General features: G+C 36.4%; 17 protein-coding genes and 1 tRNA gene. 14 read left to right on the top strand and 4 right to left on the bottom strand.

All coding sequences use genetic code 11. From position 1 onward, the window contains the following. Together P8M54_RS04005 and P8M54_RS04000 are read right to left on the bottom strand one after the other, a co-directional pair. A partial coding sequence (locus P8M54_RS04005; RefSeq protein WP_300285474.1) for an NAD(+)/NADH kinase occupies window positions 1-566 on the bottom strand: 566 nt, incomplete at its 3' end. 78 nt (window positions 567-644) lie between these two features. After that, window positions 645-1301, bottom strand: coding sequence for a CBS domain-containing protein (locus tag P8M54_RS04000; protein WP_300285473.1), 657 nt, complete (start codon window positions 1299-1301; stop codon window positions 645-647). A 115-nt stretch (window positions 1302-1416) separates the two neighbouring features. On the opposite strand from P8M54_RS04000, the gene P8M54_RS03995 reads away from it, so the two are divergent. From P8M54_RS03995 to P8M54_RS03930, 14 genes are all read left to right on the top strand, one after another. Continuing rightward, window positions 1417-2130: a pyridoxine 5'-phosphate synthase gene (locus P8M54_RS03995; protein ID WP_300285471.1), complete on the top strand. Its 714-nt coding sequence runs from the start codon at window positions 1417-1419 to the stop codon at window positions 2128-2130. Window positions 2131-2263: 133 nt separating this feature from the next. Continuing rightward, window positions 2264-3025, top strand: a complete 762-nt coding sequence (locus P8M54_RS03990; RefSeq protein WP_300285469.1) for an alpha/beta fold hydrolase — start codon at window positions 2264-2266, stop codon at window positions 3023-3025. Between the two features lie 54 nt (window positions 3026-3079). Continuing rightward, window positions 3080-3424, top strand: a complete 345-nt coding sequence (locus P8M54_RS03985) for a phage holin family protein (protein ID WP_300285466.1) — start codon at window positions 3080-3082, stop codon at window positions 3422-3424. 98 nt (window positions 3425-3522) lie between these two features. Beyond that, on the top strand, window positions 3523-3894 hold the full coding sequence (locus P8M54_RS03980; RefSeq protein WP_300285464.1) for a hypothetical protein: 372 nt from the start codon (window positions 3523-3525) through the stop codon (window positions 3892-3894). 151 nt (window positions 3895-4045) lie between these two features. Then, entirely contained in the window at window positions 4046-4882 is an 837-nt protein-coding gene (locus tag P8M54_RS03975) for a DUF3347 domain-containing protein (RefSeq protein WP_300285463.1), read from the top strand. A 27-nt stretch (window positions 4883-4909) separates the two neighbouring features. Further along, the gene (locus P8M54_RS03970; RefSeq protein WP_300285461.1) at window positions 4910-5392 is read left to right on the top strand and encodes a TlpA disulfide reductase family protein; all 483 of its coding nucleotides are present in this window, start codon (window positions 4910-4912) and stop codon (window positions 5390-5392) included. Between the two features lies 1 nt (window position 5393). Then, window positions 5394-5918, top strand: coding sequence for a heavy metal-associated domain-containing protein (locus tag P8M54_RS03965; RefSeq protein ID WP_300285459.1), 525 nt, complete (start codon window positions 5394-5396; stop codon window positions 5916-5918). After that, window positions 5919-6722, top strand: a complete 804-nt coding sequence (locus P8M54_RS03960) for a hypothetical protein (RefSeq protein WP_300285458.1) — start codon at window positions 5919-5921, stop codon at window positions 6720-6722. A gap of 47 nt (window positions 6723-6769) precedes the next feature. Continuing rightward, a complete protein-coding gene (locus tag P8M54_RS03955) occupies window positions 6770-7459 on the top strand; it encodes a DUF3347 domain-containing protein (RefSeq protein WP_300285455.1) in 690 nt (229 codons plus the stop codon). A gap of 77 nt (window positions 7460-7536) precedes the next feature. Next, window positions 7537-8097, top strand: coding sequence for an AraC family transcriptional regulator (locus P8M54_RS03950; RefSeq protein WP_300285453.1), 561 nt, complete (start codon window positions 7537-7539; stop codon window positions 8095-8097). A gap of 86 nt (window positions 8098-8183) precedes the next feature. Continuing rightward, window positions 8184-10679: a heavy metal translocating P-type ATPase gene (locus P8M54_RS03945; RefSeq protein ID WP_300285451.1), complete on the top strand. Its 2496-nt coding sequence runs from the start codon at window positions 8184-8186 to the stop codon at window positions 10677-10679. 17 nt (window positions 10680-10696) lie between these two features. After that, window positions 10697-11179, top strand: coding sequence for a DUF305 domain-containing protein (locus P8M54_RS03940; protein WP_300285449.1), 483 nt, complete (start codon window positions 10697-10699; stop codon window positions 11177-11179). Then, entirely contained in the window at window positions 11169-13436 is a 2268-nt protein-coding gene (locus P8M54_RS03935; protein ID WP_300285447.1) for a multicopper oxidase domain-containing protein, read from the top strand. The genes P8M54_RS03940 and P8M54_RS03935 overlap by 11 nt, the downstream gene beginning before the upstream one ends. A 187-nt stretch (window positions 13437-13623) precedes the next feature. Further along, a tRNA-Glu gene (locus P8M54_RS03930) sits at window positions 13624-13698 on the top strand. A 120-nt stretch (window positions 13699-13818) separates the two neighbouring features. Here the strand turns inward: P8M54_RS03930 and P8M54_RS03925 are convergent. Further along, window positions 13819-15006, bottom strand: coding sequence for an MFS transporter (locus tag P8M54_RS03925; RefSeq protein WP_300285445.1), 1188 nt, complete (start codon window positions 15004-15006; stop codon window positions 13819-13821). 47 nt (window positions 15007-15053) lie between these two features. Further along, entirely contained in the window at window positions 15054-16502 is a 1449-nt protein-coding gene (locus P8M54_RS03920) for an NAD(P)/FAD-dependent oxidoreductase (RefSeq protein WP_300285444.1), read from the bottom strand. Window positions 16503-16570 lie beyond the last annotated feature (68 nt).

Raw genomic sequence — 16570 nt, 5'->3', positions numbered from 1 at the left:
GAGCCCGTTGGTGTTGATATTATTAAGCCATCGGCCCAATATGAATTTAAGTATTCATCATTTAAAAAGGTATCTATTGTAATCATCGATGTAGTATCTTTTCTACTTACAGATACTTCATTCATTGCAAAATTGATGTCTTGCAGCGCTTCATTTGGAGGATCGCAGGTCAAACTCAATAACGTTCTCTTCGATACCGAGTATTTTTGGTCAATGACAATTTGTAAAAAGCTGTCAATGTTTTCCTTTTGGACAGTAGCTAAAAAACCAAGTCGCCCAGCATTTATTCCTAAAATTGGTATACCTGAATCCCTAACAAGAGTGGCTGCTCTTAATATGGTACCATCACCACCAATACTTACTAAAACATCAAAGCTACTATCGAGCTCCGTATGCGAAGAAAAGGTATTGTATTCTTTTTGAACAATTTTTTTTTCGTAAAGTAACTCCAGAAAATTGGCCTCTATCACTAAGTCTACCTTGTTTTTGTTAAAAAACACAAAGATGTCCTTAATAATAGGTTCTGTACTGTTTTGATAATATTGACCGTATATGGCTATTTTCATTGTGTTGTTTTTCAATCGTTACGATTTGTAATAAAAGCTTTTGCGTAAAGGATAAAATGTTTAGCCTTTTGGTATTCGTTACATATTAAGGTACTTGTCTAAATAATCGGATCGTTCTTTTAAATTAGCAATGTAATCATCTTCCTGATGCTCTGAGGTGATTTCGTAATTATACCTTCTAAAGGTTTGAATAATTTCGTTAATCGCACCTGTACTAATTTTAATGGTTACTTCAACCGTATTTATATCTGATTCTGAAATGAATAATCCCAAAAGTTTGCCATTATTGCTCTCTACAATTTGGGCAATTTGTCCCATGCTATAGTCTTGAATGTTTTTCTTGACTTTAATGATGCTACCTTGCTCTTTCAAAAAAGTAGTTTGGTGAAAAAAGGTCATAATGTCATCAATTTCATAATAACCTACATAACCGTTGTTTTCGTCTAGAACAGGGACAACATTAGCATGATTCTTGGCAAAAACTTCTAAAACATCCAACCATATAGCGTCTTGTCGAGTAAAAAATGGTTCTAAACTGTATTTGTAATCGGCTACTTTTTTATAATCTTCAAATGTTTCGATGTCTTCGGCAACAATGCTACCTATATATACACCTTCTTCCACAACTGGAAAATGCGAAAAGTTCAAATCATCAAAAAAATCCTTAACTGCCGTAATAGTCTCTTGGCAGTCAATGGCTTTGTAATCAGTTGTTATGTAGTTTTTGATTTCCATCTTCGTTAAATCCTCAATTTTTATGCAAAATAATCAAAAAAAGGCAAATCCGCCTACCTTTTACTTTGTATTTTTGTGCTATTAAAACAGTTCCAACTAATCAAAAATTGTTCCAATGACAAAGTTAAGTGTTAACATCAATAAAATAGCTACTTTACGTAACGCACGTGGCGGTAATGTGCCTGATTTGCTTAAAGTAGCCACCGATATTCAAAAATTTGGCGGACAAGGAATCACTATTCATCCTCGTCCTGATGAGCGTCATATTAGATACCAAGACGCACGCGACTTAAAAGCGGTTGTTTATACCGAGTTTAATATTGAAGGAAATCCGCAGCACAATTTTATCGATTTAGTACTGGAGTGTAAACCCGAGCAAGTAACACTTGTTCCTGATGCTATTGGTGCCATAACGTCATCTGCAGGTTGGGATACGGTTAATAATCAAGCTTATTTGACAGAGATGATTCAAGAGTTTCAACGCAACGGCATCCGAACTTCTATTTTTGTTGATCCGAGCTTAGATATGATTGAAGGTGCAAAAAAAACAGGAACTGATCGAATTGAGTTGTATACCGAAGCTTTTGCTCATCAATACGGTCTAGGGAATCAAAAAGGTATTGAACCTTACATCGCAGCAGCAGTTTTAGCCAATGATTTAGGACTTGGAATAAACGCTGGACACGATTTGAGTTTAGATAATATTCAGTTTTTTAAACAAAATATTCCGGGTCTTCTTGAGGTTTCCATTGGTCATGCTCTTATTGCTGAGTCTTTGTATCTAGGTTTAGAAAACGTTGTAAATATGTATTTGCAAAAATTAAAATAAAATAATTTGGGCGTGACCCGCCGAAAAAGCGGGTCGGGCTATGCACTACAATCTTTTAAGGGACTTCGCTATCGCTACTTCCCCTAAAAGGATTTCCGCTGCTATCCCTTACGCACTACTAAAATCACAAAAAATGTTATATTCAAAAATTGAAGGTTCTGGCAAACCACTTCTGATTCTGCATGGATTCTTGGGAATGTCAGATAACTGGAAAACAATTGGAGTTAAATTAGCCGAAGTTGGTTTCGAAGTTCACTTATTAGATCTCCGTAATCATGGGCGGAGTATGCAATCACTTGACTTTAGCTATGCCCTTTTGGCACAAGATGTTTATGACTATTGTGTAGGACATAATTTAACAAATGTTGATTTGATAGGGCATTCGATGGGAGGAAAAACGGCGATGCTGTTTGCAACTAAATATCCAGACCTTATCAGTAAACTAATCATAGCCGACATTGGTCCTAAGTTTTATCCACAACACCACCAAACCATTCTAGCAGGATTAAACGCAGTTAATTTTGCTGAAAAGCCAAGCCGATCTGATGTGGAAGCTGTTTTAGAAAGTTATATACCTGATTTTGGAACCCGTCAATTTTTAATGAAAAGTTTGTATTGGCAGGAGCCAGGACAATTGGCTTTTAGATTTAATTTGGCTTCATTTAATCAAAAATTAGATGAAATAGGAGTTGCGCTACCATTAGATTTAAGTTTCGAAAAGCCAACACTTTTTATCCGCGGTGCCAATTCCAATTATATATTAGATACAGATTTTGATACTATTAAAAAGCAATTCCCGTTAGCAGAGTTTGAAACAATTCCTAATGCAGGGCATTGGCTTCATGCCGAAAATCCTCAAATGTTCTATGATTTGACACTCGCTTTTTTAAAATAAAAACAGTTCTTAAAAAATAATTGTACTTTTAGTAAAATTTAAAAACAGAAAACTATGAAGTTATTAATCAGAATTCTCGTGACAGCAGCCTTGGTACTCTTAATCGCTAATTTTATGCCGGGTGTTCAAGTAGCGGGCTTTACAACTGCGTTAATTGTGGCGGTCGTTCTTGGATTGCTTAATATTTTTATCAAGCCTATTTTAGTGATGCTTACTTTGCCGGTTACGTTTATTACGTTAGGTTTATTTCTGCTAGTAATTAATGCAATTATTATCATACTGTGTGATGCTATCGTAGGTGGTTTTGGAGTTAGTTCTTTCTTAACTGCGTTGTTATTCAGTATCATATTGTCCTTATCGCAATCTGTATTGTATGCTATTTTAGGAGAGAGTAAATAAAAGATTATTTGTAGAATCACCTCTTTTGAACCTGATTTAACATATTTTTAAAATAAAATTGGTTCAATTATGGTAACTTTGTCTTTTTAAGTACACAAATGAAAAAAATCCACATTATAGTAGTAGTCTTACTTGGTATCTTTTTGATGCCAAGTCAAGCTGTTGCATGTGGTACTACTAAAACCGTTTCCTCTTGTGGGATGGAAATGACTTCGAATACTAAGAAAAAAGATTGTTGTTCTAAAGAATCTCATTCTAAATCGAAGAAAGAAAAAGGCTGTACAGGCAAATGCGGAATGGGTATTTGTAGTACTAACTCCTCTGTCAACACAGCGATTTACACTAATACCACCATTGATATTCAAGGAACTATTTTTAACTTTAGTACTAAGAAAGCAACAATAGATCATACATTATCTTTCCTTTCGGATGGATATTCTTCTATTTGGCTTATTCCTAAAATAGGCTAGTTATAAATTCTTGACAGCCATTCGTGCGTCAAATTCAAAGCATATTTGTTTTACAATCATTACTTTTTTCCGGATAATAACAGGATCTAATCGTTTTTTTTAACTATTAGCACTTCCTATTATACCCTCTTTTAATTTTAAAAAATAAATCATGAAAACATTAAAATCAGTATTGTTAGCAGTTCTAGTATTGCTATCAACAGTAAGTATTAACGCGCAAATAAAAAATAAAAAAACAGAAACAGTTACCGTTTTCGGAAACTGCGATATGTGTAAAGCCAATATAGAAAAGGCTGGAAATGTAAAGAAAATTGCCGAAGTGATTTGGGATAAAGATACCCGCATGGCAACATTGACTTATGATGCTACCAAAACAAACTCTGATGAAATCTTAAAACGAATTGCTCTGGTAGGATACGATAGCGAGAAGTTTCTTGCTCCAAAAGACACATACGAAGCATTGCATGCTTGTTGCCAGTACGACCGCGATGTAAAAGAAGAGGTAGTAATGGATCATAATGCGAGTCATGATCATGAGCCAACAACAATGGTAGAAACGCAAAAAGAAACAAACCAGTTTGAAGCAGTATATACCAACTATTTCTCACTTAAGGATGCTTTAGTAAAAAGCGATGCAACTACTGCAGCTGCAAAAGCTAATGAAATGCTTATTGCGCTAGAAGCGGTTCAAATGGATAAATTACCAATGGATGTGCATATGGTTTGGATGAAAGTAATGAAAGGTTTAGTAACTGATACCAAAGAGATAGCATCCAATACAGATGTTAAAAAACAGAGAGCTCCTTTTAAAACAGTTTCGACTACAGTTTATGAGTTGATGAAAGTGTCTAAAGCTGAAACAGCTACTTATTACCAATATTGTCCTATGGTAAAAGCCAATTGGTTAAGCAAAGAGGCAGCAGTAAAAAATCCATATTACGGTGCATCAATGTTAACTTGTGGTTCTACCGTTGAAACAATTAAATAATGTAGCACACTGCTAAAATCTTAGGTCATGCTTAAAATACATAATCTTTTTCTAGTACTTTGTCTATCGTTGTTTTGTTCAGTTACTTTTGGTCAACTGAAAATCGGAGACCAATTGCCTGAAATCACGCTTCAGAATAACAAAGACAAAGCAATAGGCCTTCAGTCATTTGACGGTAAAATTGTGCTTGTTGATTTTTGGGCCTCATGGTGCGCACCCTGTAGAGTAGCTAATAAAAAAATGGCTCCTTTTTACAAAAAGTACAAATCAGAACGATTTGAAGTCGTTGGGATATCCGTTGATACCGATAAACTGAAATGGAACAATGCCATAACCAAAGATAAGTTAGAATATGAGCAACTAGTAGATCCGTATGGATTTGATGCCAAGTCTGCCGTATTTTTTGGTGTGGAGCAATTACCAAATTCGTACTTATTTGACTTGGATGGAACATTGGTCTCTATCAATCCAACCGAGGAAGAAATTGTACAACTAATACATAAAAAATAATATGAAAAATATAAATTTAAAATCAATTCTAGTATCGGCTTTCGTTTTACTAGCAAGCCTATCCTCCCAAGCACAAATCTCAAAAGCAGAAATCATTGCTACCGGCTTGACCTGCTCAATGTGTTCTAATGCAATTAATAAGCAGCTGAAATCGATGGCCGAAGTTGAAAACGTTGCCGTTGACTTGAATACCAATACTTTTACCGTTAGTTTAAAAGAAAACAACACTTTAACTCCTAATGTTTTAAAAGAAAACATCGAGAAAACAGGTTTTTTTATTGGTTCCATGGTACTAACTATCGATTTAGGAACTACAAAAATCGAGGAAAGTAAAGCGGTTAAAAAGCAAAGTGGAACCTATGTTTTTGTTAACGGAGGCGATAAAACAATTGACGGTGCTATCAAAGTACAAGTCTTAAATGATGGTTTCGTGACCAAAAAAGAATTTAAAAAGTCAGCTAAATTACAAGCTAAATATGCTGATTTGGTAGCACAGGAAAACACCTATTTATTAAAATCAATCTAAATGAAATATTGTGTAGTTCTATTTTTGACCTTACTTTCTTTACAAGTTAATGCTCAAGAATTATTTGTAATGACTGAGCCCGCAAGTAATATGCCCGCGGGTTCAATAGGTGTTCGAAACACTAATATGATCACTTTTAAAAACGCAGGTGGCACCAATTACCACAATATGCCTGAGGTAATGTGGGGAGTCGATAAAAATTGGATGATTCATGCAACTGCTTTTCTGAACAACAGAGAAGGAGATATCATGTTCCAAGGAGGAAGCTTATATGCTAAATACCGTTTTTTTTCTAGTGACGATCTTCACAGTCATTTTAGACTAGCGGCTTATGGAAGAGTAAGTACTAATAATGGCCCAATTGATCAAGATGAAATTGAAACAATGGGAATGAATTCAGGATATGAAACAGGACTTGTGGCAACTAAATTAATTAATAAAACGGCGATAAGCAGCTCAATTAGTTACGAGCGAGCGCTAAATAACAATATGTACCAATTTCCTAGCTTGCAAAGTAATAGTGCTATGAATTATACGCTATCAATTGGTCAACTATTGCATCCTAAAAAATATACTAGCTTTAAGCAAACTAATATTAACGCAATGGTCGAATTTTTAGGACAACGTTTAAATGAAAATGGGAAATCTTATCTAGACGTTGTACCTTCGTTGCAGTTTATTATTAATAGTCAAGCAAGAATTGATTTAGCCTATCGACACCAAATTTATAGTGACATGAATCGTGTTGCCAGTAACAGTGTTTTAGTAAAGTTAGAATACACTTTTTTTAACTTGACCAATTAACAGAAATAAAAGTAATCATCATATAATAATTATCTAAAACTTAAAAAATGAAAAAAATAATTCTTTCAATGCTGTTAGTAAGTCTTACACTTACAAGTTGTAATCAAAAAGCAAAACAAGAAACTGACGAGGCTTCTGTTGAAACAAGTTCTGAAAAATATGCTTGCTCCATGCATCCGGAAATTACAGGAAAAAAAGGAGACGTTTGCACAGAATGCGGAATGGAGCTAGAAGCAGTGAAGGCAGAGGTTGAACAAGAAAAAGTTGAAGAAGTAGTTCCGGTTAGTGCCGAAGTAAAAGCTACACTTTCTACAGATGCTATAGTAGCAGATTATTTAGCGGTTAAAAATGCTTTGGCAAAAGATGATTCGGCGCAAGCAGTTAGTTTAGGAAAAAAATTGAGTAGTACAATTGCTGCTACTGATGCATCTAAAATTGATGTGAAATTAAAAGATAAATACACTGCTTTTGCTACTAATGCGAGTAAGCAATCTGCAACTATTACAGCTAGTACAGGAAAAATTGACGCGCAAAGAACCGCATTTGCAACATTAAGTAAAGAGGTAACGGATTTAATTGCCACTTTTGGAACGAATAAAAAATTATACCAAGACTACTGCCCAATGTACAATGAAGGAAAAAGTGGCTATTGGATAAGTGAAATGAAAGAAATTAAAAATCCATATTACGGTGCTGAAATGCTCGAATGTGGCGGAATGATCAAACAAATTCAATAAGATGTTCCTTTTTTTAAAAATATCAAAAAATCCTATCTTAATTGCAAGCTAGGATTTTTTTGTGATACCATTTCTTCATGAGGTTAGTTATTAAAAATATGGTCTGTGGTCGCTGTGAAATGGCGGTCAAAAACGAACTAGATAAATTGGGTGTTCCTTTTTTGGATATGCGATTGGGCGAGGTAACACTCGATCGTTCATTAGGGGAAAAGGAAAAAAGAGAACTTTCTGAAAACTTAAAAAACATTGGTTTTGAACTGCTAGATGATAAAACTAGTCAAACCATAGAGCGGATAAAAAACTTAATTGTGACCTTAGTACATCATGAAGAGGCAAGGCCAAAAGTGAATTTATCGACTTATTTAGCAGCCGATTTAAATCAAGATTACAGTGCATTAAGTAACCTGTTTTCTGAAAATGAAGGAGTAACCATTGAACGTTTTTTTATTGCACAAAAGATTGAAAGGGTGAAAGAATTATTACTGTACAACGAATTGACTCTGAGTGAAATCGCCTATCAAATGCATTATAGCACGGTTGGACATTTAAGCAATCAGTTCAAAAAAACAACTGGAATAACTCCTACTCAATTCAAACAATCCAATGAAGTGAAGCGCAAGCAAATAGATGAGGTATAAATCATGTAAAGGCTTTCCAAAATTGTGTAACACTTTAGCTGGTTTTTATTCCGAAATTTGTAATTGATGATTAAAACTGCAAACAAATGACACATAAATACCAAATTACGGGAATGAGTTGCAATGGTTGCCGAACCAAAGTCGAGAAAGCACTGAATGAAATAGATGGTGTCCAAGCTACTGTTTCTTTAGATCCGCCAATTGCAGCCATTACAATGCAAAAACCAATTCAAGTTGCGACTTTTCAGGAAGTACTCTTACTAGTTGGTAACTATTCTATAAAAGTCTTTAACCCGAATGACAAAATGTTACCCGTCGAGGAAGCACAAGAAGTAGCACCACCAACAAACGCTGCTGGAAAATACTACTGCCCCATGTTTTGCGAAGGCGATAAAGTGTATGAAAAAGCAGGAGACTGTCCTGTTTGTGGAATGGATTTAGTAAAAGCACCTGATTTGGTTACGATCAAAGCATCGTACACCTGCCCCATGCATCCGGAAATCATTCAAGATGAACCTGGCAATTGCCCAATTTGTGGGATGGACTTAGTACCGATGAAACCAACTGAATCCGAGGACAACAAAACCTACCTTGATTTAGTACGCAAAATGAAAATAGCAACTGTTTTTACCTTGCCTATTTTTATTATCGCCATGTCTGATATGATTCCTAATAATCCTTTGATGATGGTTATGGATCATTCACAATGGAATTGGGTACAGTTTGCTTTATCACTACCTGTCGTTTTTTATGCGGCTTGGATGTTTTTCGTCCGTGCTTGGAAATCAGTTATCAGTTGGAACTTAAATATGTTTACTTTAATAGGTATAGGAGCAGGAGTAGCCTTTTTATTTAGTGTTTTTGGATTGTTTTTCCCAGACGTTTTTCCAACAGAGTTTAAAACAGAGATGGGAACCGTTCATTTGTATTTTGAGGCAACTACCGTGATTTTGACTTTAGTTTTATTAGGTCAGCTACTAGAAGCCAAAGCGCATAGCAAAACCAGCGGTACGATCAAAGAGTTATTAAAATTAGCGCCTACTCAGGCCACTTTAGTTGTAGAGGGCAAAGACAAAGTAATTTCGATTCATGATATCAATAAAGGAGATTTGCTCCGCGTAAAACCAGGAGAAAAAGTCCCAGTTGATGGAAAAATAACTGATGGGCAGAGTACGATCGATGAATCAATGATTTCAGGTGAACCCATTCCTGTGGATAAAAAAGAGGATGATGCCGTAGTTGCCGGAACAATCAATGGCAATCAGTCGTTTGTAATGATAGCCGAAAAAATAGGATCAGAAACCTTGCTTTCGCAAATTGTTCAAATGGTGAATGACGCCAGTCGTTCTCGAGCACCGATTCAAAAACTAGCCGATAGAATTGCCAAATATTTTGTTCCTATAGTAGTAGGTGTAGCGGTACTTACCTTTTTTGTTTGGGCAAAGTTTGGACCAGAACCCAATGCGTTGATTTATGGGTTTATCAATGCCGTGGCCGTATTAATCATTGCCTGTCCTTGCGCTTTAGGATTAGCAACACCTATGTCAGTGATGGTAGGAGTTGGTAAAGGCGCTCAATCGGGAGTTTTGATTAAAAACGCCGAAGCATTGGAAAACATGAATAAGGTTAATGTTTTAATCACGGATAAAACGGGAACGATAACAGAGGGAAAACCTTCGGTCGAAAAAGTATTTGCGTTACATAATAATGAGGACGAGCTATTGCAACTCATTGCTTCACTGAATCAATATAGCGAGCATCCTTTGGCGCAAGCCGTGGTAAATTTCGCGCAAGCTAAAAAAGTATCTTTGGTCGAAGCCAAAAACTTTGAAGCTGTCACAGGAAAAGGTGTTATTGGAACGGTTAACGGGAAAAAAGTTGCTCTTGGAAATAAAAAGTTAATGGAGCAAGTGGGTGCGACCGTTCCTGCCGATTTAGAAATAACTGTTATCGAGGAGCAAAAGCTAGGGAAAACCGTTTCCTATATTGCTGAAGATGGCGTTGGTGTTGGTTTTGTTTCGATTTCGGATGCGATTAAAGCATCGAGTAAAAAAGCGATTCAAACATTACTAAGCGAGGGTGTTGAAGTAATTATGCTTACAGGCGATAATGAAAATACGGCTAAGGCGGTTGCCGATGCAATAGGTTTGACTTCTTACCAAGCGAGTTGTTTGCCGGAGGACAAGTTAAAAGAAATTAAAAAATTACAAGCTCAAGGCAAAATTGTAGCGATGGCGGGCGACGGAATCAATGATGCTCCTGCTTTGGCGCAAGCCGATATAGGCATAGCTATGGGAACAGGTACAGATGTAGCTATTGAAAGTGCTAAAATTACCTTAGTAAAAGGTGATTTACAAGGAATTGTAAAGGCCAAAAAATTGAGTCACGCTGTGATGAAAAACATCAATCAAAACTTGTTTTTTGCCTTCTTTTACAATGTCTTGGGAATTCCAATTGCGGCCGGAGTTTTGTATCCTTTTTTCGGGATTTTGCTTTCGCCTATGATTGCGGCACTAGCAATGAGCTTTAGCTCGGTTTCGGTTATTGCCAATGCACTTAGATTACGAAGAATTACAATTTAACTTTAAAATAAAGAAAGATGAAAAATCATAAAGAAGAAACTAAGAGCGCTAATTACACCAAGTTTTTCCTAATGTTAGCTTCCTCATTTTTGGCGATGTACGTTACGATGTATTTGAATACGTATGCAATTGATCATGTCTATTTTAGCCTTACTAGGTTTTATATGACTTGTTTAGGTATTTCTACAATGGCTGTGATAATGTTGCTTTTTATGTGGGGAATGTACACTGACAAGAAGAAAAATAAGGCAATTTTAGTTGGAAGCTTATTATTGTTCAGCGCCGCTTTATTACTTGTTAGAACTCAAAAACCAATTATTGGCGATGTTTTATGGTTAAAAGGAATGATACCACATCATTCAATAGCCATTATGACTAGCGAAAGAGCTTATATCAAAGATCCTGAAGTTAAAAAGCTTGCGGATGATATCATTAAAGCACAAAAGAAAGAAATCGAGGAAATGAAAATGATGTTAAAAAGATTAGAAAATGAAAAATAGTAATATAATAATTCTCATTTTGCTTTTATTAGTAGCCAATGAGTCGTTAGGTCAAAAAGTAGTTCGTTACGACTTGCATGTACGCGACACTATTGTTAATTTTTCAGGAAAAGAAAAAAGAGCTATTGCAGTAAATGGACAAATCCCTATGCCAACCTTAACTTTTACTGAAGGGGATACTGCTAAAATACATGTATACAATCATTTGAAAGAGTCTACCTCCTTGCATTGGCACGGTTTGTATTTACCTAATAAAGAGGATGGTGTGCCTTTTTTAACGCAAATGCCTATCGAACCGGGAGCCGAGTTTGTTTATAAATTCCCAATCATTCAGTCAGGAACACATTGGTACCACAGCCACAGTGGCTTGCAAGAGCAAATAGGGATGTATGGCTCTATGATTTTAAAGAAAAGATCAGATGATCCAACCTTTAGAAAAGGTATTGATGATATTCCTCAAATTCCGGTAATCCTAAGTGAATGGACGGATTACAAACCCGAAAATGTCCATAGAATGCTACATAATGCTTCGGACTGGTTTGCTATTAAAAAAGGAACTACTCAAAGTTATGCTGAAGCGATTCATGCGGGGCATTTTAAAACAAAATTAACTAACGAATGGAAGCGCATGCTAGCCATGGACGTGAGCGATATCTACTACGATAAGTTCTTGATTAATGGTGCTAATGAAAGTCAGCTTTCCCAATTTAAAGCAGGCGATAAAGTGCGATTGCGCATTTCTAATGGAGGCGCTTCGTCCTATTTTTGGCTAACGTATGCTGGAGGCAAAATCACGGTCGTAGCCAATGACGGAAATGACGTAGAGCAAGTGGAAGTAGACCGACTAATTATTGGAGTTTCAGAAACCTATGACGTTGTTGTGACCATTCCAGCAGAAAATGTTTCCTACGAATTTTTAGCCACAGCCGAAGATCGAACTAAATCAGCTTCGTTATATATTGGTGGCGGCATCAAGCAATTGATCGCTCCCTTACCTAAGTTGAAGTATTTTGAAGGGATGAAAATGATGAACGATATGATGAATGTTGATGGGACTATGAATGACATGGGTATGAATATGAGTCTTCAGAAAATGGATATGAATACCGTCATGTACCCTGAGATAAGCGGAGAAGGGCCTATGATGATGCACGGGAAATCAGGTGGAATGAAGATGGATATGAAATCAGGAGGTATGAAGATGGATAAAATGGATCATTCGGCACACGCTATGGATTCTCCAGATATTGAGACTTTGAATTACAGTATGTTAAAAGCACCTCAAATAACTACTTTACCAAAAGACGCTCCTGTTCGCGAATTACATTTTGAATTAACGGGAAATATGAATCGCTATTTGTGGAGTATGGATAATAAAGTGCTTTCGGAAACGGATAAAATTTTGATTAAAAAAGGAGAAAATGTTCGTATTGTATTGCACAACAATTCCATGATGCGCCACCCGATGCATTTGCATGGACATGACTTTAGAGTCTTGAATGGTCAAGGTGAATACGCGCCGCTAAAAAACGTGTTGGATATCATGCCAATGGAAACGGACACGATTGAATTTAACGCTAATGCTGATGGAGATTGGTTTTTTCATTGCCATATTTTATACCATATGATGGCAGGAATGAATCGAGTGTTTAGTTATGAAAACTCAGCTCCTAATCCTTATTTGCCTAGCAAAGCAGCAGCCTATAAAAAATTACAATCAGAAAGCAACCAATTACATTTTATGGCAGAAAATAATTTTGCTACCAATGGAAATGATGGACAAGCCATGTTGCAAAATGCGCGCTGGAGTTTTGGTACGGAATGGCGTTTAGGATACCATGACGACCATGGTTACGAGTCAGAAACCCATATTGGTAGATACATTGGACGAAACCAGTGGTTTATGCCTTTTATCGGTTTTGATGCCCGTTACAGAAAGTTAGGAAATGAGGTGGAGAACAATCTTTTTGGACAAACGAGTACGAAAGATAAACGTATTCAATTGAGCCTAGGTTTTAGTTATACGTTGCCTTTGTTGATTACCGCTCAAGCCGAAGTCTATCATGATGGTAATGTTCGCTTTCAGTTAATGCGAGAGGATATTCCTGTTTCAAAGCGAGTGCGAGGGGCTTTTATGGTCAATACCGATAAAGAATTCATGGCTGGCTTAAAATACATCGTTGGTAAAAATATTGGAATTACAACGCATTATGATAGCGATATGGGATTAGGTTTTGGTGTAAATGTCAATTATTAATGATAATAGAGTAAGAATACTACGCGTGTTTCTTAAAAAAAAAGTCAGTACCCTTAATTTTACTGCCGCTAGGAATGAACTGTTTACGTTTTTTTAGAAATAAAATAAATAGTTCCGCCTAAGGTTTTTGGTTTTGCCTTTGCAAATGTAAAAAATAGTCTTATTTTTGCACCCGAAATAAAGCTATGGCCCGTTCGTCTATCGGTTAGGACGCATGGTTTTCATCCATGTAAGAGCGGTTCGATTCCGCTACGGGCTACCAAAATTCCACTAAACCTCGAAATTAATTTTCGGGGTTTTTTTGTGTTTATTTGTGAATCCCACTACTGAATTTATTTGCAAGTTATACAGAATATAAATCAGTATGGTTTCATTAGAAATTTTATGAAGTATGAGAAACGGGAGTCTTTTTTCTTAATGCAAATAAACCAATCACAGGTCCAATCGCTAAACAACTGTATATCCAACTGCTATTGGTCGATAATTGCAACCAACTAATTAATTGAATACTAATAATGGTTATGGCAAAGCCAATACTGTTTACTATGGTTAAGGCGGTTCCTTTTACTTCAGGCGATGCATTTTGAGCTACCAGGGTAGATAGGAGTGGAGAGTCGGCTACGACGACCATTCCCCAAAATACTAAGAAGGATATGAATAGTGGAGCTGAGTTTTGTACGAAAAACAAGGGGCTAGCGAGGCAACATAGGCAGGACAATGATAAGGCAATAATAGCTATTTTTTTAGCTCCAAATTTTTCAGATAAATAGCCACTCAGTACACAAGCGAGACTACCACTTCCTATAATTATAAAGGATAAGATAGGAATAGTAACATCCGGTATTGCATGTGTCTTCATGAAGGTGAGCAACATTAATGGTAAAAAAGCCCAAAAAGCATATAGTTCCCACATATGTCCAAAGTACCCAAACGCAGCTGTTCGTAGCTTTTTATTTTTGAATATGGCTGTAAAAGCTTTTAGAGTAACACCTTGACTTTGTTTTCTAAAAGGTCCATTTGGGACTAACAACAGGAGTAGCAAGCCACCTGAAATGGCGAGTCCAGTTGTACAAATAATTACAAATTCCCATGCTAAACTTCCGGCAATTCCTTTTAAAAAATGCGGAAATGCCGTCCCAAGGACTAAGGCGCCTACTAAAAAACCTAGTGATTTCCCAAGTCCTTGTTCAAAATAGTCAGCTGCAATTTTCATTCCCACAGGATAGATTCCGGCAAGGAAAAAACCAGTTAAAAACCGCATGATAAGTAGGGTTGTAAGCGAGTTTCCTTTCCATAACAAAGCTAGATTAAATGTTGCTCCCACAAGAGCGCTCAGAAAAAAGACTTTAGAAGGAGAGAATCGATCAGCAATTGCTAAAAGGGCATACAACAATGTTCCTAAAATAAATCCAAATTGTACTGCCGAAGTTAGATTTCCAACAGCGGTCGCTTTCAAATCGAAATTTAGGGCGAGATCAGATATGACCGCATTACTAGCAAACCATAGTGACGTACAGCAAAATTGAGCGAGCACAATTAGGGGTAAAATATGTTTTTTTACGACAGGCATGAAGGTGTTTTTCTATTGAAATTATTTAAAGCTGAAGTTACCTATGGTTAAGAAAAGGTAATTCGTTTGTCATTAATAGCGTCAATACGCAGCATTTTATAGTCTAAAATATAATTTTGATACATGCGCCAAGGTGCTTTGTTTCCTTGACTAGGCAAAGTTTTGGCTGCTCTAGTAATATAGCCGGAGTTGAGGTTCAATAAAGGGATAGGTTGCAAATTGGTTTCAATCACCTGTACCTTCATGGCTTTGTAATGGTGTTTGTCTAAATAATGAAGTGCTCTTGAAATATATTCACTAGTCAGGTCACTTTTTAAAGTCCAGGATGCATTCGTGTAACCAACAAAAATAAAGAAGTTAGGCAAGTCGCTTAACATTAATCCTTTGTACACAAATGACTTTGAAACATCAAAGGGTTTTGAATCAATTTGAAATTGCACTCCTCCAAAAGCAACGAGATCGAGTCCTGTTGCCGTAATGATAATATCTGCTTCAAGTGTTTCTCCTGACTGTAAAACAATTCCGTTGGGTACAAAGCGATCAATGTGGTTTGTAACCACAGCTGCTTTTCCTTTTCTGATGGCTCTAAAAAAATCGCCATTGGGAGCAATACAAAAACGCTGTTCCCAAGGGTTGTAATTTGGAATAAAATGCGGGTCAACAGGAAAATCACCCAAACCTTTTTTAGCTCCATTGATGATAAAATTTTTCATCTTCTCAGGAAAGTATTGGCACAGATTATAAAAAACGATCGTGTACAAAATGTTTTTGTATCGAATCAATTTGTAAGCCATTTTTTTAGGAAACCAGCGTTTTAGTTTAGCTGCCATTTTATCATGATTAGGCAAGGCAGCAATATACGTTGGAGAACGTTGCAACATGGTCACCTTTTCCGCTTCTGCTGCGAGTTCCGGAACAATTGTTACCGCGGTAGCACCACTACCAATAACGACAATTTTTTTATTGGCTACAGCCATATCACTAGGCCATTGCTGCGGATGAATTATCGGACCATTAAATAGTGACTGATCTTTAAATTCGGGTGTGTAGCCTTTAGTGTAATTATAATAACCGCTGCAACTAAAAAGAAACTGACAGGTATAAAGCGACTTTTCGTTAGTAACCGGGTTAATGGTGCTGATGGTCCAAAGTTTTGCATGAGTATTAAAATTAAAAGTAACCGCCTTTTGTTGGTACCTAATATGTTCTCTAACTTTATATTCATCAGCAGCTTCGTTGATGTAATTTAAAATAGTTGCGCCCTGAGCAAATGAATTCTTGTCTTCCCAAGTTTTGAAGGAATAACCAAAGGTGTACATATCCGAATCAGATCGAATGCCAGGATATTGAAATAAACTCCAGGTTCCGCCCACTTCGGTGCGTGCCTCCAGAATTAAATAACTTTTATTCGGGTTTTTGCGAGACAAATGGCAAGCGGCACCGATACCTGATAAACCAGCTCCTATAATTATAACGTCCTTATGATTGGAATTCATTTTATGTTTATTGAAAATAATGCTGTTGCAAAATACAAAATACCTAGCATAAAAAACACCATAATAAT

Source organism: Flavobacterium sp., assembly GCF_029242675.1.
Lineage (GTDB): Bacteria > Bacteroidota > Bacteroidia > Flavobacteriales > Flavobacteriaceae > Flavobacterium.
This window is presented reverse-complemented; position numbering and strand designations above follow the sequence as displayed.